This is a genomic window from Buttiauxella sp. A111 (assembly GCF_014189855.1).
In the GTDB taxonomy this organism is placed as follows: Bacteria; Pseudomonadota; Gammaproteobacteria; order Enterobacterales; family Enterobacteriaceae; genus Buttiauxella; species Buttiauxella selenatireducens.
Genome location: NZ_BJFN01000006.1, coordinates 22,250 through 45,401 on the forward strand (window position 1 = coordinate 22,250; position 23,152 = coordinate 45,401).

Annotated in this window: 21 protein-coding genes; 16 read left to right on the forward strand and 5 right to left on the reverse strand. The window is 51.5% G+C overall.

Annotated elements, in window-relative coordinates; genetic code table 11:
• The first annotated feature begins 4 nt into the window (after positions 1–4).
• The 4 genes from BSPA111_RS17225 to psiE all read left to right on the forward strand — a co-directional run bounded on the left by BSPA111_RS17225 (position 5) and on the right by psiE (position 4,091).
• Positions 5–643 carry a YjbF family lipoprotein gene (locus BSPA111_RS17225; RefSeq protein WP_183272381.1) on the forward strand — a complete coding sequence of 213 codons (639 nt, stop codon included), beginning with the start codon at positions 5–7 and terminating at the stop codon, positions 641–643.
• Positions 640–1,380 carry a capsule biosynthesis GfcC D2 domain-containing protein gene (locus BSPA111_RS17230; RefSeq protein WP_183272382.1) on the forward strand — a complete coding sequence of 247 codons (741 nt, stop codon included), beginning with the start codon at positions 640–642 and terminating at the stop codon, positions 1,378–1,380. The genes BSPA111_RS17225 and BSPA111_RS17230 overlap by 4 nt, the downstream gene beginning before the upstream one ends.
• Positions 1,380–3,476, forward strand: a complete 2,097-nt coding sequence (locus BSPA111_RS17235; RefSeq protein ID WP_183272383.1) for a YjbH domain-containing protein — start codon at positions 1,380–1,382, stop codon at positions 3,474–3,476. The genes BSPA111_RS17230 and BSPA111_RS17235 overlap by 1 nt, the downstream gene beginning before the upstream one ends.
• Positions 3,477–3,683: 207 nt before the next feature.
• Positions 3,684–4,091 carry a phosphate-starvation-inducible protein PsiE gene (gene psiE, locus BSPA111_RS17240; protein ID WP_183272384.1) on the forward strand — a complete coding sequence of 136 codons (408 nt, stop codon included), beginning with the start codon at positions 3,684–3,686 and terminating at the stop codon, positions 4,089–4,091.
• Positions 4,092–4,203: 112 nt separating this feature from the next.
• On the opposite strand, the gene malG is transcribed toward psiE, so the two are convergent.
• The 3 genes from malG to malE all read right to left on the reverse strand — a co-directional run bounded on the left by malG (position 4,204) and on the right by malE (position 7,968).
• Positions 4,204–5,094, reverse strand: a complete 891-nt coding sequence (malG, locus tag BSPA111_RS17245; protein WP_183272385.1) for a maltose ABC transporter permease MalG — start codon at positions 5,092–5,094, stop codon at positions 4,204–4,206.
• Positions 5,095–5,106: 12 nt separating this feature from the next.
• A complete protein-coding gene (malF, locus tag BSPA111_RS17250; RefSeq protein ID WP_183272386.1) occupies positions 5,107–6,651 on the reverse strand; it encodes a maltose ABC transporter permease MalF in 1,545 nt (514 codons plus the stop codon).
• A 126-nt stretch (positions 6,652–6,777) separates the two neighbouring features.
• On the reverse strand, positions 6,778–7,968 hold the full coding sequence (malE, locus tag BSPA111_RS17255) for a maltose/maltodextrin ABC transporter substrate-binding protein MalE (protein WP_183272387.1): 1,191 nt from the start codon (positions 7,966–7,968) through the stop codon (positions 6,778–6,780).
• 385 nt (positions 7,969–8,353) lie between these two features.
• On the opposite strand from malE, the gene malK reads away from it, so the two are divergent.
• The 5 genes from malK to ubiA all read left to right on the forward strand — a co-directional run bounded on the left by malK (position 8,354) and on the right by ubiA (position 13,525).
• Positions 8,354–9,463: a maltose/maltodextrin ABC transporter ATP-binding protein MalK gene (gene malK / locus BSPA111_RS17260; protein WP_183272388.1), complete on the forward strand. Its 1,110-nt coding sequence runs from the start codon at positions 8,354–8,356 to the stop codon at positions 9,461–9,463.
• A 44-nt stretch (positions 9,464–9,507) separates the two neighbouring features.
• A complete protein-coding gene (locus tag BSPA111_RS17265; protein ID WP_183272389.1) occupies positions 9,508–10,824 on the forward strand; it encodes a maltoporin in 1,317 nt (438 codons plus the stop codon).
• Positions 10,825–10,969: 145 nt separating this feature from the next.
• Positions 10,970–11,965, forward strand: a complete 996-nt coding sequence (gene malM, locus BSPA111_RS17270) for a maltose operon protein MalM (protein WP_183272390.1) — start codon at positions 10,970–10,972, stop codon at positions 11,963–11,965.
• A gap of 178 nt (positions 11,966–12,143) precedes the next feature.
• Complete coding sequence (gene ubiC / locus BSPA111_RS17275) at positions 12,144–12,653, forward strand: chorismate lyase (protein WP_183272391.1); 510 nt, start codon at positions 12,144–12,146, stop codon at positions 12,651–12,653.
• Entirely contained in the window at positions 12,653–13,525 is an 873-nt protein-coding gene (ubiA, locus tag BSPA111_RS17280) for a 4-hydroxybenzoate octaprenyltransferase (RefSeq protein ID WP_183272392.1), read from the forward strand. Before ubiC ends, ubiA begins: the two co-directional genes overlap by 1 nt.
• 118 nt (positions 13,526–13,643) lie before the next feature.
• On the opposite strand, the gene plsB is transcribed toward ubiA, so the two are convergent.
• Positions 13,644–16,073 (reverse strand): glycerol-3-phosphate 1-O-acyltransferase PlsB, encoded by a 2,430-nt coding sequence (plsB, locus tag BSPA111_RS17285; RefSeq protein ID WP_183272393.1) that lies wholly within the window; start codon positions 16,071–16,073, stop codon positions 13,644–13,646.
• 185 nt (positions 16,074–16,258) lie between these two features.
• Here plsB and BSPA111_RS17290 point away from each other — a divergent pair, with 185 nt between their 5' ends.
• The 4 genes from BSPA111_RS17290 to BSPA111_RS17305 all read left to right on the forward strand — a co-directional run bounded on the left by BSPA111_RS17290 (position 16,259) and on the right by BSPA111_RS17305 (position 19,267).
• The gene (locus BSPA111_RS17290) at positions 16,259–16,627 is read left to right on the forward strand and encodes a diacylglycerol kinase (RefSeq protein ID WP_183272394.1); all 369 of its coding nucleotides are present in this window, start codon (positions 16,259–16,261) and stop codon (positions 16,625–16,627) included.
• A gap of 108 nt (positions 16,628–16,735) precedes the next feature.
• Positions 16,736–17,344 (forward strand): transcriptional repressor LexA, encoded by a 609-nt coding sequence (gene lexA, locus BSPA111_RS17295; protein WP_183272395.1) that lies wholly within the window; start codon positions 16,736–16,738, stop codon positions 17,342–17,344.
• A gap of 141 nt (positions 17,345–17,485) precedes the next feature.
• A complete protein-coding gene (gene dinF / locus BSPA111_RS17300; protein ID WP_183272396.1) occupies positions 17,486–18,820 on the forward strand; it encodes an MATE family efflux transporter DinF in 1,335 nt (444 codons plus the stop codon).
• 237 nt (positions 18,821–19,057) lie between these two features.
• Positions 19,058–19,267 (forward strand): CsbD family protein, encoded by a 210-nt coding sequence (locus tag BSPA111_RS17305; protein WP_183272397.1) that lies wholly within the window; start codon positions 19,058–19,060, stop codon positions 19,265–19,267.
• A 187-nt stretch (positions 19,268–19,454) separates the two neighbouring features.
• On the opposite strand, the gene zur is transcribed toward BSPA111_RS17305, so the two are convergent.
• Complete coding sequence (gene zur, locus BSPA111_RS17310; protein WP_183272398.1) at positions 19,455–19,970, reverse strand: zinc uptake transcriptional repressor Zur; 516 nt, start codon at positions 19,968–19,970, stop codon at positions 19,455–19,457.
• A gap of 109 nt (positions 19,971–20,079) precedes the next feature.
• On the opposite strand from zur, the gene BSPA111_RS17315 reads away from it, so the two are divergent.
• The 3 genes from BSPA111_RS17315 (at position 20,080) to dusA (ending at position 23,080) form a co-directional block, all read left to right on the forward strand.
• Complete coding sequence (locus BSPA111_RS17315) at positions 20,080–20,583, forward strand: cupin domain-containing protein (protein ID WP_183272399.1); 504 nt, start codon at positions 20,080–20,082, stop codon at positions 20,581–20,583.
• Between the two features lie 167 nt (positions 20,584–20,750).
• On the forward strand, positions 20,751–21,989 hold the full coding sequence (locus BSPA111_RS17320; protein ID WP_183272400.1) for a conjugal transfer protein TraF: 1,239 nt from the start codon (positions 20,751–20,753) through the stop codon (positions 21,987–21,989).
• 92 nt (positions 21,990–22,081) lie between these two features.
• The gene (gene dusA / locus BSPA111_RS17325) at positions 22,082–23,080 is read left to right on the forward strand and encodes a tRNA dihydrouridine(20/20a) synthase DusA (RefSeq protein ID WP_183272401.1); all 999 of its coding nucleotides are present in this window, start codon (positions 22,082–22,084) and stop codon (positions 23,078–23,080) included.
• Positions 23,081–23,152: the final 72 nt, after the last annotated feature.

Genomic DNA, 23,152 nt, shown 5'->3' on the forward strand with positions numbered 1-23,152 from the left:
CCTTGTGCAGCGACTCGCAATCCTTCTTGTCTGCTTATTACTTCAGGCTTGTTCTGACTCCACCAAAGGCCTTGGCACGTCGCTTTGGCACAGCATTGTTGGTGATGACGGTATTCAGCTCACTCATGACGAGATCCAGAATATACGCTACGCCAGCCAGTACATGCGCATTAATCACGGCCCGCAAATATTTGTGGTGTTGGCCTATGACGAAAATGGCCAGCAAAAGTGGGTCACTCAGGACCGGGCGATGATCGTCACGGAAAATGGACGCATCGTAAAAACCACAGGTCTTGGCGACAACCTCCAGCAAGTGACAAACCTGGCAAGCGACCCGCTGGCAAAAGTGAACCAGATTGTGGACGGCACCCGTTGGACACGGCAAATGGCCTGGACCGAACACCAGCAGGTGCGCATGGCGACTGCGCATTCAACCTTCACCTGGGAAGGCACCGACACGCTGAAAGTGGCTATCAGCACCACGCCTGTTCGCGTCCTCGATGAAGAAGTGACGGCCTCGGGTAAAACCTGGCATAACCGTTTCTGGATAGACAGCGAAGGGCAGGTGCGCCAGTCAACACAATATCTTGGCCCCGATTATTGGCCTGTCACTACGATCCTGTTGAAGGCGGCAAAACAATGAAAATAAAAGCTTCACTTTGGTGGGCCGCACTTTGCTTATCCGGCCTGGCCAGTAGTGCTGCCACCTACGCCGCAGGTACGGTCACTGTTTATCCTGGCAATCAGCAACTCACCCACGTCGAACGCCTGGCAGATTTAGTCTCCCAACCTTCAGTTGCTCACACATGGTGGCCAGGTGCTGTCATCAGCGAGCGGCAAGCAACGGCGATTGCAGAACAACAACATCAAAAGTTACTGGCCGCACTGAGCGAATTATCAGCACAGGAAAACGGTGATGATGCTGCCGCAATCAATGGGTTGCGCCAGCAGATGCAGGCTATTCACGTCACCGGACGGCAGTTTGTTGACCTCGATCCCGACTGGGTTCGCGTCCATCCTCGCGCCAATGTTCCCTTGCATGGTGAATACAGCCTGTGGGCAGGGCCGCAGCCTTCCACGGTCACTGTCATGGGGTTGGTGAGCACGCCGGGCGCGAGGCCGTTTGTTGCGGGGCGCAGTGCGGATGAATATCTGGAGGGCATCGACAAACTCAGTGGCGCCGATCGCAGCTATGCATGGGTGATTTATCCGGACGGGAAAACACAAAAAGCGCCGGTGGCGTACTGGAATAACCGCCATGTCGAACTCACACCGGGAAGCATCCTGTTTGTTGGTTTTAAGGACCGACTTTTTAATTCTGATTTCAACGCTATGAATCAGCAAATCCTTAACTCTCTGACTCATCGGAGACCGGATTGATGAAGAAAAAAACGCTCTACAGCCTGCTTGCTCTGGCTGTTTCTTCTGCCTGCCAGGCAGAAACCTTCCCTGCACCTGTCGGCCCGTCTCAATCGGATTTCGGCGGTGTCGGTTTGCTGCAAACCCCCACGGCACGCATGGCTCGCGAAGGGGAGTTTAGCCTCAATTATCGCGATAACGATCAGTACCGCTTTTACTCGGCTTCGGTGCAGCTTTTCCCCTGGCTGGAAACGACGCTGCGCTATACCGACGTGCGCACGAAACAGTACAGCAATGTCGATGCTTTTTCGGGGGATCAGACCTACAAAGATAAAGCTTTCGACATGAAAATCCGTCTTTGGGAAGAGGGGTATTACTTGCCGCAAGTCGCGGTGGGAGTCCGTGACTTGGGCGGTACCGGGCTGTTCGACAGTGAATATGTGGTTGCGAGCAAAGCCTGGGGACCATTCGATTTCACCCTTGGGCTGGGCTGGGGTTACATGGGCACGAGCGGTAACGTAAAGAACCCGTTTTGCGAAGTGAGCAACAGCTTTTGCTATCGCGACAACAGTTACAACCAGGCGGGTTCATTTGATTTCAGCGGCATGTTTCATGGCCCCGCGTCATTGTTCGGCGGTATCGAATACCAAACGCCGTGGCAACCGCTGCGCCTCAAGCTGGAATATGAAGGCAATAATTACACGCAAGATTTTGCCGGGAAAATCGAGCAGCGTAGCAACGTTAATGTCGGTGCTATCTACCGTGTCGCCGACTGGGCAGACGTTAATCTCAGCTATGAGCGCGGCAATACCTTCATGTTTGGCGTAACGTTGCGGACTAACTTCAACGATTTACGCCCAGGTTATAACGATAGCCGTCGCCCGCAATACCAACCGCAGCCGCAAGACGAAATTTTGCAGCCAACGGTGGTCGCCAACCAACTGACGCAACTCAAATACAATGCGGGCTTCGCCAATCCGAATATTCAGGTGAAAGGCGAGACTTTGTATGTGACGGGGGAGCAGGTGAAATACCGCGATTCCCGCGAAGGAATTGAACGCGCCAACCGCATCATCATGAACGACCTGCCGGAGAATATCCGCACCATTCGTATTACTGAAACGCGTTTGAATATGCCGCAGGTGACGACCGAAACGGATGTGTCGAGCTTACGTCATCATCTGGAAGGCGAGCCACTTGGTCATGAAACACCGCAGGTGCAGAAACGTGTTGAGCCAGTGGTGCCTGAGAAAACGGAACAAGGGTATTTCATCGATAAATCCAGCGTGAATTTCTCGATTAACCCGGTGCTGAATCAGTCGATTGGCGGGCCGGAAAGCTTCTATATGTACCAGATCGGCGTTATGGGAACCGCCGACTGGTGGGTCACGGATCATTTGCTGACGACCGGCAGCCTGTTTGCCAACATTGCCAATAACTACGACAAATTTAACTACACCAATCCACCGAATGACTCAACGCTGCCGCGCGTGCGTACACACGTTCGCGACTACGTCGAGAACGATGTCTACGTCAACAATCTGCAAGCCAACTACTTCCAGTATCTGGGTAACAGCTGGTATGGGCAGGTGTACGGTGGTTATCTCGAAACCATGTATGGCGGGGTGGGGGCGGAAGTTCTGTATCGCCCGGTCGACAGCAATTGGGCGATTGGTGCCAACGCCAACTACGTCAAACAGCGTGACTGGACCAGCTCGTTAGACATGATGAAGTTCACTGATTACAGCGCACCCACCGGCCATATTACGGGCTACTGGACGCCGCCGTTTGCCGACGATGTTCTGGTGAAGCTGAGCATTGGCCAGTATCTGGCGAAAGATAAAGGCGGTACGCTGGAAATCTCCAAACGCTTCGACAGCGGTGTGGTCGTCGGAACTTACGCCACGATTACTAACGTTTCCAAAGAAGAATACGGGGAAGGGGACTTCACCAAAGGTTTCTACGTGAATGTCCCGCTGGATATCTTCTCGTCGTCACCAACACGTAGCCGTGCGCAGATTGGCTGGACGCCGTTAACGCGTGACGGTGGGCAGATGTTGGGACGTAAGTTTGAGTTGTATGGGATGACGAGCGATCGGGATATTAATTTCCGCTAGTGATGTGTTTGCCCTCACCCTAACCCTCTCCCCCAGGAGAGGGGACGTTCTTTTCCTACCTCGCGATCAGGAGAGCGCACTTTGTTTTCTCCCTCTCCCTTAGGGAGAGGGTCGGGGTGAGGGTGCATATATAAGTAAATAATCTAGATCCAGATCACACTTTCAACGTATAACAGCCCTCGGAAACATAATCCATCAGGTGCTGCTATGACGACTACCACCCGCGTTGAGTTGATCGCCACCGTTCTGCAAACGGTACTTAATCTGGCCCTGCTCACCCTCGGCCTGATCCTCATTATCTTCCTCGGTAAAGAAACCCTGCACTTAGCCAATGTGCTATTCACGCCCAGCGAACAGGCCAGCAAATATCTGCTGATCGAAGGGCTGGTGGTTTACTTCCTGTATTTCGAATTTATCGCGTTGATCGTTAAGTACTTTCAGTCTGGTTATCACTTCCCGCTGCGTTACTTTGTCTATATCGGCATAACCGCGATAGTGCGGCTCATCATCATCGACCATAAAGAGCCGCTGGATGTGCTGATTTACTCTGGAGCCATTCTGTTGCTGGTGATCACGCTGTGGTTATGTAACAGCAGCCGCTTAAAACGCGAGTGACTGAAATAAAAGAAAAAAATGGCGGCCCTAAGGCCGCCGGAAATGATAATAAGGTCAAATTGAGGGTTTGCAGTGGCATTACATAATGTGAAGCAATAACTTACAGGTAATCTTAGCCTTTCACCCCACCGGCCGTCAGGCCGCTCACCAGCCAGCGTTGCGCCAGTAAGAACACCACGGTAATTGGGATGGCAGAAAGTACCGCTGCCGCAGCAAAGTCGCCCCACAAATAGTTTTGTGGGTTGAGGTATTGCTGCATACCTACCGCCAGGGTGTAGCTGTTGACATCACGCAGCAACAACGAGGCGACAGGCACTTCGGTAATCGCGGCAATAAACGACAGGATAAATACCACCGCCAGAATCGGAACAGACAGTGGCAGCAGCACCAGGCGGAAAGCTTGCCATGGGGTTGCGCCATCTATTGCCGCCGCTTCTTCCAGCGAGTTATCAATCGTTTCGAAGTAACCTTTAATCGTCCAAACGTGCAGCGCGATGCCGCCAAGATAGGCGAAGATCACCCCACCATGCGTATTCAGACCGATAAACGGAATGTACTGACCGAGGCGGTCAAACAAGGCGTATAACGCGACCAGTGACAGCACTGCCGGGAACATCTGGAAAATCAGCATCCCTTTGAGCAACGTCGCCTTACCTGAGAAACGCATACGGGCAAAGGCATAAGCACACGTTGTCGAGAGCGTCACAATCCCCAGCGCAGTAATGGCCGCAATTTTGACGGAGTTCCACAGCCATAACAGCACCGGGAACGGCGGAGGCGTTACGCTGCCATCGGCATGTTGCACGCTAAAGCCCAGCGCCAGCTTCCAGTGTTCCCAGGAGATTTGATCCGGGATAAGGCTGCCCGTCGCGAAGTTACCCGGACGCAGTGAAATCGCAATGACCATCAGCAGCGGGAACATAATTGCCGCGATAAACAGCAGCAGTAACAGGTGCGTCGTGAGTAGTCGCAGTTTTTGAGATTTGGGTTGAACCATGGCCATGAGTGTCGCTCCTTAATCAAACTTCATGCGGGTGGCTTTCAGGTTAACAATCGCCAGCGCGCCAACCAGAATGAAGATAAGCGTCGCGATAGCCGCGGCTAAACCAAAGTCCTGACCACCGCCGCCTTCAAAGGCGATACGGTAGGTGTAGCTCACCAGCAAGTCCGTGTATCCGGCAGGTGTCGTAGTGCCGAGGCGGTCTGGCCTACCGTTGGTTAACAGTTGAATCAGTACGAAGTTGTTAAAGTTAAAGGCAAAGCTTGCGATCATCAGCGGCGTTAAAGGTTTAATCAGCAGAGGCAGCGTAATCTTAAAGAAGTTCTGGAACGGACCTGCGCCATCCATCGCCGAGGCTTCGTACAAGTCGTCTGGAATCGCTTTCAACAAGCCCATGCACAAGATCATCATGTATGGATAACCGAGCCAGGTATTCACGATAATTATCATTGAACGCGCGGTCGTTGGGTCGTTAAACCACTCGGGTTTGATACCAAATAGCGATCCCAACAGCATGTTGATTTCACCGAAGCTTTGGTTGAACAACCCTTTGAAAATCAAGATGGAAATAAACGACGGCACCGCGTAGGGCAGTATCAGCAGCACGCGATAAATCGCTTTGCCTTTCAAGGATTCCCACTGCACGACGCACGCCAGAATCATGCCGACCGCCACGGTCAGAATCACCGTCAGGATTGAGAAGATAATCGTCCAGACGAAAATCTCCATAAACGGTTTCTGGATGCCTTCATCATGGAAGACACGTAAGAAGTTTTTCCACCCGATAGTTACGGTGTAGCCCGGGCTTAATTGCTCATTGCCCCAGTTGCCGTCGGCATTAACAGACTGATAAAAACCAATTTTGTTATTCGGACGGTACTTAACGCCGCTTTGGTTGTTCGTCAGCTCGCCATCCTCGGCCTGCGTATACAGTGGGCGCGTGCCGGAAAACTGGCGCAGAGAACTCATGGTCAGCGTGGTTTCATCAGGCATTTGAGCGGTAATTTGCGTCAGCGCCGTACGGTTTTGCGTAATCACACGCAGATTTGCTTTTTCGCCTTCAGGCAGCGCTTCCGCTTCTTTCAGTTTCAGATGTTGTTCGCCGCCAAATTTAAAGGCGTCGGAGATGAAATTCTTGCCGGTTTCGCCATCGGTGAGGGCCAGTTGCCACTCATCGCCCGCCGGATAAAGGCCGAAATTAAAGGTTTTGCCCGCCTGATACTGGCGGTCCATCAGCACCTGCTGGGCACGTTCTTGCGTAAGTTGGTTGGTGCTGCTGTAGTTGGTGAAGGCAATCGCAATGGTACACACCAATGGGAACAGCACGAACAGCCCCATACCGGCCATACCAGGGTAAACATAGCGCCAGGCATACGCCTTGCGATTAGCGAAAATATAGAGGCCAAGTGAGCTTAAAATCAGCGTCATAATGGCGAACAGGTACTCCCCCTGGGCGTACATTATTACAATAAGATAACCCACCAGCAGGCCCAGCAGGCCGATGACTGACCATTTCAGTACATCGCTTTGCCACCAGTGGCTCTTTTTAACAACATCCATGGGGTCTTCCTCTACATCATGATTTTTTCTCCCTCTCCTGGGGGAGAGGGTCGGGGTGAGGGCGAATTTGGCAAAACAACCCTCACCCTAACCCTCTCCCTGAGGGAGAGGGAAATGGTCAGATAATTACTTAGTAATACGTCCCTGAGCGTCTTTCAGCGCTTCATCAACAGTCTGACGGCCGCTAACTGCGTTAATCACCGCGGTGCGAGTGGCGTACCAGAAAGCAGCCATTTGCGGGATGTTTGGCATGATTTCGCCTTTCTGGGCGTTATCCATGGTTGCAGCGATGCGTGGGTCTTTCGCCAGTTGATCCTGGTAAGATTTCAGAGCAACAGCGCCTAATGGCTTGTCTTTGTTGACTTCAGCCAGGCCCTGGTCGGTCATCAGGTAGTTTTCCAGGAACTCTTTCGCCAGCTCTTTGTTCGGGCTGGCGGCATTGATACCGGCACTTAGAACACCGACGAACGGCTTGGAAGCTTTGCCTTTGAAGGTTGGCAGCAGCGCCACGCCGTAATTGACCTTGCTCTTCTCAATGTTGGACCATGCCCACGGGCCGTTAATGGTCATCGCGGTTTCGCCTTTGTTAAAGGCCGCTTCGGCGATGGAATAATCGGTATCCGCGTTCATGTTTTTGTTTTTAATCATGTCGACCAGGAAGGTCAGGCCCGCTTTCGCGCCTGCGCTGTCCACGCCGACATCTTTCACGTCATATTTGCCGTTTTCGAGTTTGAACGCATAGCCACCGTCGGCAGCAATCAGCGGCCAGGTGAAGTACGGTTCTTGCAGGTTGAACATCAACGCGCTCTTACCTTTCGCTTTCAACTGCTTATCCAGCGCAGGGATTTCTTCCCAGGTTTTTGGCGGATTGGGTACCAGGTCTTTGTTGTAAATCAGAGAGAGCGCTTCAACCGCGACTGGGTAAGCGATAATTTTGCCGTTGTAACGTACCGCGTCCCAGGTAAACGGATACAGTTTGTCCTGGAATGCTTTATCTGGAGTGATTTCGGCCAGTAGGCCAGATTGCGCGTAACCCCCGAAACGGTCGTGCGCCCAGAAGATAATATCCGGGCCATCGCCAGTGGCTGCGACTTGTGGGAATTTCTCTTCCAGTTTGTCCGGGTGTTCGATGGTGACTTTAATGCCAGTGTCTTTCTCAAACTTTTTACCCACTTCGGCCAGGCCGTTATAGCCTTTATCACCGTTAATCCAGATAACCAGTTTGCCTTCTTCTATTTTTGCCAGTGCAGAGGCGGAAAACATCATCGTTGTCAGGGCAGACAGAGCGAGGATGCGGGCGCCAGTTTTAATTTTCATGTGTCCCATCCTTTGAATGGTTGTTTGCGCGTGGATACATCAAGGTCAAGGTAGTGGCGTTACGGTTGCCAGTTTGCTCAGATGGCAAGTGCTTCTCATCCTCCTTAGCCCTACGCCCCACCCCGATTATCTGTGATCCCCATTCCATAACTGCCAGTTATGTGTCCTGGCGCACACAAAACCCCCCGGAAATTTGAAACCACGATCACGAAAATCTCTTGTGTGCACTGTAACCGGTTGCACAAACCCACATCTCATCCTCCCGCCTCCTCCCCCATAAAAAACATCAGGGTGGAGGAGTTACCAAATGTATAGATCCGTCATAGTCCGACACATATTGAATCACCTGCCAATTAGCATCGTGACGGAATGAAGGGAGAAGTACATGGCAAGCGTACAGCTACGGAACGTAACAAAAGCCTGGGGTGATGTGGTGGTATCGAAAGATATCAATCTGGACATCCAGGAAGGTGAGTTCGTGGTTTTTGTTGGTCCGTCGGGCTGCGGAAAATCCACACTGTTGCGTATGATCGCGGGGCTGGAAACTATCACTAGCGGTGATTTATTCATTGGCGAAGCACGTATGAATGACATTCCACCCGCTGAACGTGGTGTTGGTATGGTGTTCCAGTCTTATGCTTTATATCCCCATCTCTCCGTTGCAGAAAATATGTCTTTCGGCCTGAAGTTGGCCGGCGCTAAGAAAAGCGAAATTAATCAGCGAGTCACTCAGGTTTCGGAAACGCTGCAATTGGCGCATTTGTTAGAACGTCGCCCGAAAGCGCTTTCTGGTGGGCAACGTCAGCGTGTCGCGATTGGCCGTACGCTGGTGGCTGAACCACGTGTATTCCTGCTTGATGAACCTCTTTCAAACCTTGATGCGGCGCTGCGTGTACAGATGCGCATTGAGATCTCCCGACTGCATAAGCGCCTTGGGCGCACCATGATTTACGTGACTCACGATCAGGTCGAAGCGATGACGCTTGCCGACAAGATTGTGGTGCTGGACGCAGGTCGTGTCGCACAAGTCGGTAAACCACTCGAGTTGTACCACTATCCGGCAGATCGTTTTGTTGCGGGCTTTATTGGCTCACCAAAAATGAACTTCCTGCCAGTGAAAGTGACCGCAACCGCAATCGATCAAGTGCAGGTTGAATTACCTAACCGTCAGCAAGTTTGGCTGCCGGTTGAAAGCAAAGAAGTTCAGGTCGGCGCCAATATGTCTCTTGGTATTCGCCCGGAACATCTTCTACCAAGCGAGATCGCAGACGTCACTCTGGAAGGTGAAGTCCAGGTGGTTGAGCAACTCGGCCATGAAACTCAGATTCATATCCAAATCCCCGCCATCCGTCAGAACCTGGTGTACCGCCAGAATGACGTGGTGTTGGTAAAAGAGGGTGCCACATTCGCTATTGGCTTGCCGCCAGAGCGTTGCCATCTGTTCCGTGAGGATGGCACTGCATGTCGTCGGCTGCATCAAGAGCCAGGTGTTTAAGCATTCCCATAAAAAAGAAAAGCAATGATTCAGGAGATAGATCGATGATTACTCTGCGCAAACTTCCACTGGCAGTCGCCGTAGCAGCAGGCGTTATGTCTGTTCAGGCTCTGGCTGTGGATTTCCACGGTTATGCCCGTTCTGGTATCGGCTGGACTGGTAGCGGCGGACCTCAAGAATGTTTCCAGGCAACAGGTGCTCAATCTAAATACCGTCTTGGTAACGAATGTGAAACCTATGCGGAAATTAAATTAGGACAAGAAGTCTGGAAAGAAGGCGATAAGAGCTTCTATTTCGACTCCAACATTGCCTATAACTCTCCACAGTTAAACGACTGGGAAGATGGCAATACTCCAGCAATCCGTGAATTTAACGTGCAGGGTAAAAACCTCATCGACTCGCTGCCAGGCGCCAACATGTGGGCTGGTAAGCGCTTCTATCAACGTCATGACGTTCACATGATCGACTTCTACTACTGGGATATTTCTGGTCCTGGTGCAGGTCTGGAAAACATCGATGTCGGCGTAGGTAAACTCTCCTTTGCTGCGACTCGTTCCGCTGAATCTGGTGGTTCTTCCGGTGCTGCTGAGTTCGATCCAGTGACGGGTGAGCGTACTTATAACAACAAAGTACCAAACGACGTGTTTGACGTGCGTTGGGCGGGTATTGAAACCAACCCAGGCGGTACCCTGGAGCTGGGCGTAGATTACGGCCACACCAACATTCCTGATGACTATTATCTGCAACCAGGCGCGTCTAAAGACGGCTGGATGGGGACTCTTGAACACACCCAAAGCATGATGAAAGGCTTCAACAAATTCGTTGTCCAGTACGCAACTGACTCTATGACCTCCAATGGTAAAGGTCAGGCGCAGGGCGGTAGCATCAACAACGACGGCAGCATGATTCGTGTCCTCGACCACGGTGCAATTACTCTGGCCGACCGTTGGGACCTGATGTATGTCGCTATGTACCAGAACCTGGATATGGATGATAACCAGGGGACTGAGTGGTACACCGTCGGTGTGCGTCCAATGTTCAAATGGACGCCAATCATGAGCACCTTGCTGGAACTTGGCTACGACAACGTGAAATCCCAGGAAACGGGCGATCACAACGGTCAGTACAAAATTACGCTGGCACAACAATGGCAAGCAGGCGACAGCATCTGGTCTCGTCCAGCACTGCGTCTGTTTGCAACTTACGCACGTTGGGATGAGCAATGGGGTTATGCGAAAAATGCTAGCGGTGATACCACTCGCTTTGCCATCGCAGACAATACCGGTAACGGTACATTCTCTACCAGCCGTGGCGATAACGACGAGTTCACCTTCGGTGCCCAGATGGAAATCTGGTGGTAATTCAGCTTTAACCTGATGTTATGAAACGATGAGGGGTTCGTCACTGAGCCCCTCGTTATTACCCTTGTATGCCAATGCCTGTTTCGATGGAAAGCGCTATTGCCTGGCTAACTTTCCACCGACTTCCCAGCCGAGGTTTATAACAATGAAAATGAAAAAAAGTCTCATCGCACTCTGCCTATCCGCAGGGTTGCTCGCCAGCCTGCCCGGCGTAAGCCTGGCGGATGTGAACATCGTGCCTCAGGATCTCTCTGCCGCACCTGCAATTCCGGCCTCTGCATTGCAACAACTGCAATGGACTCCGGTTGATCAAACGAATACCCAAAAAACGAATCTCGCTAACACCGGGCAGACGTTGAATGCCGGTGATATTGTGGGACCAGTGGCTGCCTACAGCGTACCGGCAAGCATCGGTGAGTTGACAATTACGCTCACCAGCCTGGTGAATAAAGAGTCAGTATTTGCGCCAAACGTGCTGGTACTTGATCAGAATTTGACGCCTGCTGCTTACTTCCCATCCAGTTTCTTTCCCTATGAAGAGCCGGGCGTAATGTCTTCCAACCGTCTGGAAGGCGTACTGAAATTAACCCCAGCGTTGGGGCAACAAAAACTGTATCTGTTGGTCTTCACCACCAATAAAGACCTCCAGCAAACCACTACCATGGTTGACCCGGCGAAAGCCTATGCCAAAGGAAATGGTAACGCAGTTCCGGATATCCCAGACCCGATTGCACGCCATGTCAAAGAGGGGGAACTGTCGCTTAAAGTCAGAACCTCCTCCGGTTCCAGCATTTTGGTTGGGCCGCTGTTTGGTTCAAAAGGCCCAGGTCCGGTCACTGTAGGAAATACGGCTGCACCAGCCGCGACTTACGCAGCACCTGTAGCAGCCGTTGCAGCGACATCCGCAGCGCCTGCGCCAACGTATTCAGCTCCTGCTCCTGCACCCGTTGCTGCCCCTGCGCCAGCGGTGAAAAAAGAGCCAATGCTTAACGATACAGAAAGCTACTTCAACCAAGCTATTAAGCAAGCAGTCGACAAAGGCGATGTAGATAAAGCCTTGAAACTGTTGGATGAAGCAGAGCGTCTTGGATCAACTTCTGCCCGTAAAACTTTTATCAGCAGTGTAAAAGGCAAGGGGTAACCGTCTCCCCGCAATGCTGATGTTTGGAGTATTGGTGCGTCCTTGTGGCGCACCTTTTTTTTTGCCCGTCATATTTAGAGCCGCTTCTGCGTTGTTAAATCAATGTTGTGCTTTTGCCTGCCACGCTCTACCCATTCTGCGTTACAATGACTGCCGGTTTTATTTCGGAGAAATTCACATGTCTGACGCGCTTTCGGCACTGCGCGCCTTACGTTTTGAGGCTACGATCCCCGAGGGGCTGAGCGCATCCCTTCTTGACTGGTTGTTGCTTGAAGACTCAATGACTAAACGCTTTGAACAGTATTGTTCGCGAGTCACTGTTCGTATTGTGCGTGAAGGTTTTTTCGATTCGCCTGTCGATTTTCCCGAAGCTGAGATGATGCCAGTAGCCAAACGCTACTGGTTGCGTGAAGTTGTGCTATGCGGTGACGATGAGCCCTGGTTGCTTGGGCGCACGGTCGTACCGGAATCAACCCTTGAAGGGCCTGAGCTTGCTTTGCAGCGGCTCGGAACCACGCCGCTCGGGCGTTATTTGTTTAGTGCATCATCCCTGACGCGGGATTTTATTGAGATTGGACGCAGTGCGGAGCTGTGGGGACGTCGGTCCCGCCTGAGATTAGCCGGAAAGCCATTGGTACTGACCGAGTTATTCCTTCCCGCTTCGCCGTTGTATGCAGAGGAAAAATAATGGAGTGGAGTCTGAAACAGGGCAAATTACAGGCCTACCAACGCCTGATGCGGCTGGATAAGCCGATTGGCTCGCTTTTATTGTTATGGCCCACGTTATGGGCGTTATGGCTTGCGACACCGGGTGTCCCGCCGCTGACTATTTTATGCGTGTTTATCGCCGGAGTCTGGATGATGCGCGCCGCGGGTTGCGTGGTTAACGACTACGCCGATCGCAAGTTTGATGGCCACGTTAAACGGACCGCCCATCGGCCGCTACCGAGCGGTGCTGTCAGTGAAAAAGAGGCGCGTATCCTGTTTGTTGTGCTGGTGCTGCTCTCGTTTTTACTGGTGCTGACACTTAATACCATGACGATTTTATTGTCCGTCGCGGGATTGGCGTTAGCCTGGGTCTATCCGTTTATGAAGCGTTACACCCATCTGCCACAAGTGGTGTTGGGTGCGGCATTCGGTTGGTCCATCCCAATGGCATTTGCTGCGGTCAGTGAATCTGTTCCGCTAAGTTGCTGGCTGATGTTTTTGACCAATATTTGCTGGGCGGTAGCCTACGACACACAGTATGCGATGGTTGATCGCGATGACGATCTGAAAATAGGCATCAAATCCACTGCGATCCTGTTTGGACGCTATGACAATGTGATCATTGGGATTTTGCAGGTTGCGGTAATGGTATTGCTGGCGGTAATTGGCTGGCTGAACGGCTTAGGCGGCGCTTTTTATTGGTCTATTGCATTGGCTGGCGCGCTCTTTATCCATCAGCAACGGTTGACGGCGAATCGCGACCGCGATGCCTGTTTCCGCGCATTCCTGAATAATAACTACGTTGGGCTGGTGTTGTTTATTGGCCTGGTGCTGAGTTACATACACTTCTAGAAAATCCCCTCATCCCGACCTTCTCCCTCAGGGAGAAGGAGAAAACCGGGCATATCTCCCTCAGGTGAAGGAGATGCCGTTATCCCCTCTCCTGTGGGAGAGGGTTAGGGTGAGGGCATTACTCAGTCGCAGCCTGCGACGTCGCACTTTCAATCGTTAAACGCACATCCGGCATGATCAGATCTGCCAGCAACTGGTAGACCTTCATCGTTTCGCCTGGCTCTGCATCCCCGGTGTCACTGATATAGCCTTCATCACGCAAGGTTAATACCAGCGAGGTGAAGACCGCTTTATCAAAGAACTCAGGTGCATTAATACCATGCAAAACAGACAAGCGCTGGGCAACGGTGCGGCTTTCGCGCTCCAGTGTCCCACGGTTAATCGACGGATTCGCGCTCAACAACCAGAACGTAATCGCATAACGCTGTAGCGTTTCACGAACACCCGCTGCCAGTAGCTGCATGGTGCGTGAACGCGCAGGGTTCATCTGCACTTCGTCGTCTGTCAGCGTTACCAGTTCCTGACGCGCCAGCTCATTGAGCATAATGTCAATTTCACCGGCAAGTTCAGCGGTGTTCCAGCGCAGGAACAGCTCTGTCTTCAGCATCGGGTAAAGTAACGTGACCTGACGCAGCAGTTCACTACGGTCAATGCGGCGATGTTGAGTAATGATCGCTGCCAGCAGAGAAGGCAACACCAGCATATGCAGGATGTTGTTACGGTAATACGTCATCAGAACCGCCTGCTCACGCGGCAGAATGATGATGTCACCGATAGTGTCTTTCTCTACTTCAAACTTGTTCATCTGCAACGCGTGTTCAATCAGCGCTTCTGCTGGCTGGTCTGGTGTGGTCGCGTCCGGTGAATACGGCACATTACGCAACAGGCTCAGGTAACAGTTGAGCTGCTCTGTCAGTTGCTCACGGGTGAGTGAACGCTGACGTGAGGCTAACAGCGCGGTACAGCACAGGTTCATGGCGTTCGCCGCACCTGCGTTGTTAATTCGCACCATCAGTTCGGTGGCAATTTCATTGACCGTCGGCGTCAGCCACGCAGGACGGATCGCTTCGATTGGGTCGATGGAGTCGCGCCACTCAGGAACACGCTGGTTCAGGAATGCCATCAATGGCATCGGTTCGCCAAAGTTCACATAGCCCTGACCGAGGTTACGCAGCTTACTCAGGCCACGAACCATCTGCATGAAACTCTCTTTCTCTTTGGTCGCACCACGCAACTCTTTTGCGTAAGTCCCCACTTCCATTACATGCTCGTAGCCAATGTAAATCGGCACCAATGTAATAGGGCGAGTACCGCCGCGCAGCATTGCCTGAATGGTCATCGACAAGGTGCCAGTTTTCGGATCGAGCAAACGCCCGGTACGAGAACGACCACCTTCCACGAAATATTCAACGGAATAGCCACGGCTAAACAGCTCGCCAAGATATTCACGGAACACGGTGGAGTAGAGTTTGCTGCCTTTAAAGGTACGACGGATAAAGAACGCACCGAGGCGGCGGAAAATCGGGCCCGCTGGCCAGAAGTTCAGGTTGATACCCGCCGCGATGTGCGGAGGAACCAGCCCCTGGTGATAAAGCACGTAGGACAGCAGCATGTAATCCATGTGGCTGCGATGGCAAGGGACATAAACAATCTCATGACCATCGTGAGCCAACTGGCGTACGCGTTCTGCATTGTGAACGTTTATCCCCTGGTACAAGCGGTTCCACGTCAGACTTAGCACGCGGTCACTCACCCGAATCGCTTCATAAGAGAAGTTAGCGGCAATCTCTTCCATCAGCGCCACAGCGTTTTGCTGTGCTTTTTCATGGGAGATTTTCTTGCTGCGTGCTTCATCTTCGACGGCGCGAGCGATAGCTTTCGATGCCAGAAGCTTATTAAACAGATCCTGACGTACCGGCAAACGTGGCCCGATGGTCGCTAAACGCTGGCGAGCAAAGTGCATACGCGCAACGCGAGCCAATTTCTGAGCGATCTTTTTATCCGTACCGTGCTCGGTTGCCATGTTGCGCAGTGAGACAGGTGGTGAAAAACGCACGAAACTGTCGCGACCAAGCCAGGTAACGGCGAAAAACTTCTGGATGCCGTTCAGCATCTTTAATGGCGGATTAACTTCGCCTTTTTCGCGCCCCGGAGAGCGGCCAAACATCACCGAAACCGGCACCATCTGCACATCCAGATTTGGATTGCTGCGGTGCAAGTCGAGGTAATCGTGGAACAACTTGATCGACTCTTCTTTCGGCGTGTAATAAGTGAATACACGTGGGCCGCCGTGGATAAAGACGTAACGCGGGAGTACCGCTCCGTCAATCTCTAACGGCTGAAGCGGATCGGGTAAGCCATGCGCGAGACATTGCGCGCGCAGCGTTAATAAGTCCGCCTTAGAGTTATACGGCAGCACATACATTATCGGGCGTGTGGGATCTAAGCCCAGTTCGGCTTGTGGATCTGCCGGAATGGACTTGCTTTTTACCAGAACGCCTAATGGTAAATTAAGTAATTTGTAGTAGATTCTTGGCCAGCCTGACATAAACGATGTAAAGCCTCAGGTTAATAATGCAATTTCGCCGCAAGAATATCAGAATCTCACTCAGATTTCTGTGGCGTTGCGCTTTATACCCGTCATTCTTCAAGTTGTAGCAGTGTTGGCTGCAATTTGAAGAATGACGGGTATAGATAAGAATTGACGCAAATAATTTGAAAAGGTTTCCAAAAATGGCGAGTAACGTCACCGGATTTACCCGTATCATCAAAGCCGCTGGCTATTCATGGAAAGGGCTCAAAGCAGCCTGGATCAACGAAGCTGCGTTCCGTCAGGAAGGCGTTTGTGCCGTAATCGCTATTGCCATTGCCTGTTATTTAGATATCGACCCCATCACCCGTATTCTACTGATTGGTTCTGTCGTGCTGGTTATGATTGTCGAGATCCTCAACAGCGCGATTGAATCCCTTGTCGACCGCGTGGGTACGGATTATCACGAGCTTTCAGGACGCGCCAAGGACATGGGATCAGCTGCCGTGTTAATCGCCATTATCCTCGCAGTGATTACCTGGGTCACACTGCTTTGGCAACATTTGCGATGATCTTTCCAGAATAGTTAAGTGGCTGGTTTTTTGCTTAATTTGTGGTTCCAAATTCGCCTTTGACTGTATATACTCACAGCATAACTGTATAAACACCCAGGGGGCGGAATGAAAGCGTTAACTACCAGGCAGCAAGAGGTGTTTGATCTTATTCGGGATCATATCAGCCAGACCGGCATGCCACCGACTCGTGCCGAGATTGCTCAACGTCTGGGGTTCCGTTCTCCAAACGCCGCTGAAGAGCACCTAAAAGCACTGGCTCGTAAAGGCGTCATTGAGATTGTCTCTGGTGCGTCGCGCGGTATCCGCTTGCTGGTGGAAGAAGTTACCGGTATTCCGCTGGTTGGGCGTGTTGCTGCAGGTGAGCCACTTTTAGCACAGCAGCATATCGAAGGCCATTACCAGGTTGATCCATCGCTGTTTAAACCTAATGCCGATTTCTTGCTGCGCGTCAGCGGTATGTCTATGAAAGACATCGGCATTATGGACGGTGATCTGCTCGCGGTGCATAAAACTCAGGATGTGCGTAACGGCCAGGTTGTGGTTGCGCGTATTGATGATGAAGTTACCGTTAAGCGCTTAAAACAGCAGGGCAACGTTGTTCATCTTCTTCCAGAAAATAGCGAGTTTGAACCTATTGTGGTTGACCTGCGCGAACATAACTTCTCCATTGAAGGGTTGGCGGTTGGGGTGATTCGCAACGGCGACTGGCTGTAAAGTTTCTTAAAACTGTAAACCCAAATAATTCAAGTTGCATTGAGGCGGCAAGAGAACGAGTCCCGATGAGCTTACTTGAGTAAGTGATTCGGGTGAGTGAACGCGGCCAACAAAGATGCAGCTTGAAGTATGAAGGGTAGAATGCGATTTTTCTCAACGGCTGACAAAGCACTCTGGCGCCTCGCCTTACCCATGATCTTCTCCAACATCACCGTCCCCTTGCTGGGTCTGGTCGATACGGCAGTAATTGGTCATCTGGACAGCCCTGTCTATCTTGGCGGAGTCGCTATTGGCGCTACGGCAACCAGTTTCCTGTTCATGCTTTTGTTATTCCTGCGCATGAGTACCACGGGCTTAACCGCCCAAGCGTTTGGCGCAAATAATCCCTCGGCGTTAGCTCGTGCACTGGTACAGCCTTTATTGCTGGCGCTGGGTGCAGGCGTTGTGATTGTCGCGCTGCGTGCCCCCCTAATTTCACTGGCATTACACATTGTTGGTGGTAACCAGGATGTGCTTTGGCAGGCGCAACGTTTTCTTGAGATCCGCTGGCTAAGCGCCCCGGCTTCACTGGCTAACCTGGTCTTACTTGGTTGGCTGTTAGGCGTACAGTATGCGCGTGCACCGGTTATCTTACTGGTCGTCGGAAACGTGCTGAATATCGTGCTCGATGTATGGCTGGTGATGGGGTTGCATATGAATGTGCAGGGGGCGGCGTTAGCGACGGTCACTGCAGAATATGCGACATTTATCATCGGGTTGCTGATGGTGAAAAAGGTGATGGGTCTGCGTGGAATCAGCGTAGAGATGCTGATGAAAGCCTGGCGCGGAAACGTTCGGCGTTTACTGGCGCTTAACCGGGACATTATGTTGCGCTCTCTGTTGCTGCAGGTGTGTTTTGCTTCAGTGACGATTTTCGGCGCACGGTTAGGCAGCGAAATCGTTGCGGTAAACGCGGTGCTGATGACGTTACTGACCTTCACCGCCTACGCACTTGATGGGTTTGCTTACGCTGTTGAAGCCCATTCGGGGCAGGCATTTGGTGCGAAGAATCGAGGCCAATTGCTGGACGTGTGGGGAGCAGCCTGTCGCCAGGCAGGTTTGGTCGCGTTAATTTTTGCCATAGTGTACGCACTGTTTGGCGAGAACATTGTTTCGCTCCTGACATCAATCCCTGAATTGCAGCTACAGGCCGATCGCTATTTGCACTGGCAGATTGTTTTACCGGTGGTGGGCGTCTGGTGCTATTTGCTTGATGGCATGTTTATTGGCGCAACGCGTGGTGCAGAAATGCGAAACAGCATGGCAGTTGCAGCACTGGGCTTCGGGCTAACGCTTTTCACCGTACCTTATCTTGGGAATCATGGCCTGTGGTTATCTGTGGCGGTTTTTCTGTCTCTGCGCGGGCTGTCTTTAGGTTGGATTTGGCATCGCCACTGGCGTGACAATACGTGGTTCCCCGCTGGAACTCATAGCTAGTTACAACTCCTGACACGTTTTTAATCATCCCCCAGTATGCTGATTTGCCACTTAATTGTGGGGCAGGTCAGCATCATTTCTATTCCCCTTGTGGTTCAATATTCTTAGTTTTCTCCTCGCTGCCATATCCTTGACTAAAATTATTTTCACGTCCAGCAGAAACAGTATGTCAGCCAAACGGCAACATACGGACGATGTTCATTTAGCAGTTTTTCACCGAACGATGAGGATATCATTATGAATAAAGACGAAATCGGCGGTAACTGGAAACAGTTCAAAGGCACAGTAAAAGAGAAATGGGGCAAACTGACTGACGATGACATGACCGTCATTGAAGGGAAGCGCGATCAGCTAGTCGGTAAAATCCAGGAACGTTATGGATACGCCCAGGAGCAGGCAGAGAAAGAAGTCGTTGATTGGGAAAAACGTAACGATTACCGCTGGTAATCTCATCCCTCAGATGTGTTAACTCTCAATGGCTACCCTGCCCAGGTACAAGGATGTACCTAACCCTTCATACTTCAAGTTGCCTGTTTATTGGCTACATTCACTTCACTTAGCTGAGCAAGCTCATCAAGATGTGCTCTGGTGTCGCCGCGATGCAACTCGAAATATTTCGGGTAATGATTTCAAATCAACGTGATTTTTTCTTCGATTGAATAGTGTGGTCATGCCCGCATGCTTCGGGGTGGCTACAGGCTTCAACTTCTGCGCAAGCGCTGCATAAACCATGTGCCTCAATGACATTATGATGCAGAGCAAATCCTAACTGGGCAGCCAATTGATGCATGATATCTTCAACGCCTTGCGCGCCATGCTCTTTCACCGCACCACATCTGTCGCAAATAAACATCGCTGACGAGTGCGTTGGCTGATCAAACAGATGGCACAAAACATAGCTGTTGGTTGACTCAACGCGATGCACAAAGCCTTGTTCAAGTAGAAAATCGAGCGCACGATACACCGTCGGAGGTTTTGCTTGTGGTTCACTGGCACGCAATAAATCCAGCAAATCATAAGCGCTGATTGCACCCGCTTGTTGCGTCAGTAAACGCAGCACTTCCAGGCGTTGTGGCGTCAGGCGCACATTACGCTGCTCGCATAGTTTTTCAGCCTGCGCTAACACGTTTTGTGAAGTCGTGATGTCCATCAGCATTCCCCTGTAGATTAGCCCTACACTCTATCACAACGCGCAAAAAACGCCGAGTGGTGCACCATTCTGGCTGCATCCTTTTGAGATGACTATCCCGGAGTTTGTTATGAATAAACCTGATTGCATACGCCACTGGAAAGAGCTGGAAGGTGAAGATGATTCAACTTATCCAGACAGCGCTGAACTGTTTTCTATTGGCGCGCCACTGGCTCGCAAACTCGGGCTAACACGCCTGGGGATCCATCATGAGCGCCTGCTGCCCGGTCGCCGGACGTCCTATCCGCATGCGGAAAGTAGTGAGGAAGAATATGCTTATGTTCTGGAAGGGCATCCGCAGGTATGGATCAATGGTCATCTTTACCCGCTTGAGCCGGGCGATAGCGTTGGCTTTCCGGCCGGAACCGGCATTTGCCATACTTTCATCAACAATACAGAGCATGAAGTCAGGTTGCTGATTGTGGGGGAGGCCAACAAAGCTGAAAATCGAATTTATTACCCGCTAAACGCGAGCTACGCCGCACAACGTCAGGACCGCTGGATTGATCATCCCCCGCAATTTTTCGGCCCACATGACGGTCATCCTTCACGGAAACCAAGCGGTAAACTATAAATATAGGTACAGGAATTAAATAATATAACCCATTGGATTAGTACGGGATTTTAATTGGGTGAAACTACCCGCGATTGAGTTTTTCTTCACGGCATTAACCACTTCTTGTCAGCTCAGTTCTGGCAAGAAGTGAATTATAAATCGGAAGTAAGACGGGCGGGTTGTGAATGATAAAAACCAGAACTTTGGTGGCGGTAAACGTCGCCTTTTTCTTTATGGCAAATACTGCTAATGCGGCAGGGACATGGACGGAATCACGCAATGATGCGATGGGCGGCACCGGTGTTGCATCATCCCGGTGGAGCAGTGCAGTACTGATTAACCCAGCGTTACTCACCAGTAGCCAGGAGGGTGATAACGCCGGACTCATCATTCCTTCGTTGGGTGTGCAAATGACGGACCCCGACAACCTCCAGGATAATATTGACGACATCAGCAACTCGGCTGAGGATTATCTGAAATACACGGATATTCCGTTACGACAACTTATCCGCAACCCTTCGTTGTACCGTCAGTTGCAAAATGATGCGGCCGATCTTGCCGGGCAATTGCGAGATGTTAAAGGGGAAGAGGCTCGGGCAAAAGCAGGTGGTGCCCTGGCGGTAAGTATCCCGAATGGCGTTTTGCCTTTTGCGTTTGTGGCGAAAGTGTATGGGACCGCCAGAGTTACGTCAGATATCACTCAGCACGACCTCGATTATCTTGATGGGATCGCCAACGGGACTGTTATCCCTAACCCCAATGACCTGCAAAACCTCACCTCAAAAGGCTTTGGTCGTGCGGCAATGGTCTCGGATTACGGTGTCGCAGTGGCGCACAAATTTGATGTAGGCGGGGTGCCTGTCTCTGTTGGTGTGACGCCGAAGCTGCAATATACCTCGTTGTACAACTACAGCACCTCTGTTTATCAGTACAAGAAAGATGATTTCACTGACAGCCGTTATCGCAATTCCAATACGGGTTTTAACATCGATGCAGGGTTGGCGGCAGACTTTGGTGATTCCTGGACCGTAGGGTTAAGCGGGCAAAATCTGGTGTCTCGTGATATCGATACGAAAGTGGTTGATGGTTTTAAAGATACCTGGCAAATTCGCCCATTGGTCACCACCGGTGTTGCCTGGCACAGCGATTTGCTGGTGTTGACCACTGATGTTGATCTCACCGAAACCAAAAACTTCAAGAGTGAAGATAATTCGCAATTTGCGGGCATCGGCGCGGAAATTACGCCGCTTCCCTGGCTTGCGGTGCGTGCAGGTTATCGTGCGGATATGCGCTCCACTGAAAGTAATGTCTTTACTGGCGGTGTAGGTTTCGCCCCGCTCGACCTGGTTCATGTTGATCTCATGGGCTTGTATGGCCAGGACGAAACCTGGGGAGCGGGTGTTCAGGTGGGTATGACCTTCTGATTTTATCCGGCGGTCGGGCAACACATGCTGGCCGCTGGTTTATGCTATAGTAGCGACCCTTTTTTAACCGTAGCCCGAAAACGCCAGTGCCTATGTCCTCACAAATAAACCAGACTCCCTTCCAGCCACATCGTTTTTCCATTGCGCCGATGCTTGACTGGACTGACCGCCACTGCCGCTATTTTTTGCGCCAGTTATCAAGCCAGACACTGCTGTACACCGAAATGGTGACAACCGGTGCGATCATTCATGGCAAAGGGGACTATCTGGCTTACAGCGAAGACGAGCATCCTGTTGCGTTGCAATTGGGTGGTAGCGATCCGGCGGCTTTGGCGCAGTGCGCGAAACTGGCTGAAGCGCGCGGCTATGATGAAATAAACCTCAATGTGGGTTGTCCGTCCGATCGCGTACAAAACGGTATGTTCGGCGCGTGTTTGATGGCTGATGCGCAGCGCGTGGCCGATTGCATCAAAGCGATGCGCGATGTGGTTTCTATTCCTGTTACTGTCAAAACGCGTATCGGCATTGATGACCAGGACAGCTACGAATTCCTGTGTGATTTTATCGGCACGGTCGCCGGGAAGGGCGAATGTGAGATGTTTATCATCCATGCTCGTAAAGCCTGGCTTTCGGGTTTAAGCCCGAAAGAAAACCGTGAAATTCCGCCGCTGGATTATCCACGCGTGTATCAACTTAAGCGTGATTTCCCGAATCTGACGATGGCCATCAACGGTGGCATCAAATCACTGGAAGAGGCAAAAGCCCATCTGGAACACATGGATGGTGTAATGGTTGGGCGCGAAGCCTATCAAAATCCAGGCCTGCTGACGGCAGTTGACCGAGAGATTTTTGGCATCAATACGCCGGAAGTCGATACGGTTGCTGCGGTTCGTGCCATGTATCCATACATCGAGCGCGAGTTGGCTAACGGGACCTACCTGGGCCATGTTACTCGCCACATGCTGGGCTTATTCCAGGGGATCCCTGGTGCGCGTCAATGGCGACGTTATCTGAGTGAAAACGCGCATAAAGCGGGTGCCGGAATTGATGTTGTGGAACATGCTCTGTCATTGGTTGCCGACAAACGCTAGGTTTCGTTTGTAATAACCCGGCATATTGCTCGGGTATTGCGGAGTTGATCACAACCTCGCATCTTTCTGGCT

Excerpts from the sequence above, each read along its gene's own strand:
- BSPA111_RS17230 (WP_183272382.1), top strand. The coding sequence starts at position 640 with ATGAAAATAAAAGCTTCACTTTGGTGGGCCGCACTTTGCTTATCCGGC.
- BSPA111_RS17235 (WP_183272383.1), top strand. The coding sequence starts at position 1,380 with ATGAAGAAAAAAACGCTCTACAGCCTGCTTGCTCTGGCTGTTTCTTCT.
- psiE (WP_183272384.1), top strand. The coding sequence starts at position 3,684 with ATGACGACTACCACCCGCGTTGAGTTGATCGCCACCGTTCTGCAAACG.
- malG (WP_183272385.1), bottom strand. The coding sequence starts at position 5,094 with ATGGCCATGGTTCAACCCAAATCTCAAAAACTGCGACTACTCACGACG.
- malF (WP_183272386.1), bottom strand. The coding sequence starts at position 6,651 with ATGGATGTTGTTAAAAAGAGCCACTGGTGGCAAAGCGATGTACTGAAA.
- malE (WP_183272387.1), bottom strand. The coding sequence starts at position 7,968 with ATGAAAATTAAAACTGGCGCCCGCATCCTCGCTCTGTCTGCCCTGACA.
- malK (WP_183272388.1), top strand. The coding sequence starts at position 8,354 with ATGGCAAGCGTACAGCTACGGAACGTAACAAAAGCCTGGGGTGATGTG.
- BSPA111_RS17265 (WP_183272389.1), top strand. The coding sequence starts at position 9,508 with ATGATTACTCTGCGCAAACTTCCACTGGCAGTCGCCGTAGCAGCAGGC.
- malM (WP_183272390.1), top strand. The coding sequence starts at position 10,970 with ATGAAAATGAAAAAAAGTCTCATCGCACTCTGCCTATCCGCAGGGTTG.
- ubiC (WP_183272391.1), top strand. The coding sequence starts at position 12,144 with ATGTCTGACGCGCTTTCGGCACTGCGCGCCTTACGTTTTGAGGCTACG.
- ubiA (WP_183272392.1), top strand. The coding sequence starts at position 12,653 with ATGGAGTGGAGTCTGAAACAGGGCAAATTACAGGCCTACCAACGCCTG.
- plsB (WP_183272393.1), bottom strand. The coding sequence starts at position 16,073 with ATGTCAGGCTGGCCAAGAATCTACTACAAATTACTTAATTTACCATTA.
- BSPA111_RS17290 (WP_183272394.1), top strand. The coding sequence starts at position 16,259 with ATGGCGAGTAACGTCACCGGATTTACCCGTATCATCAAAGCCGCTGGC.
- lexA (WP_183272395.1), top strand. The coding sequence starts at position 16,736 with ATGAAAGCGTTAACTACCAGGCAGCAAGAGGTGTTTGATCTTATTCGG.
- dinF (WP_183272396.1), top strand. The coding sequence starts at position 17,486 with ATGCGATTTTTCTCAACGGCTGACAAAGCACTCTGGCGCCTCGCCTTA.
- BSPA111_RS17305 (WP_183272397.1), top strand. The coding sequence starts at position 19,058 with ATGAATAAAGACGAAATCGGCGGTAACTGGAAACAGTTCAAAGGCACA.
- zur (WP_183272398.1), bottom strand. The coding sequence starts at position 19,970 with ATGGACATCACGACTTCACAAAACGTGTTAGCGCAGGCTGAAAAACTA.
- BSPA111_RS17315 (WP_183272399.1), top strand. The coding sequence starts at position 20,080 with ATGAATAAACCTGATTGCATACGCCACTGGAAAGAGCTGGAAGGTGAA.
- BSPA111_RS17320 (WP_183272400.1), top strand. The coding sequence starts at position 20,751 with ATGATAAAAACCAGAACTTTGGTGGCGGTAAACGTCGCCTTTTTCTTT.
- dusA (WP_183272401.1), top strand. The coding sequence starts at position 22,082 with ATGTCCTCACAAATAAACCAGACTCCCTTCCAGCCACATCGTTTTTCC.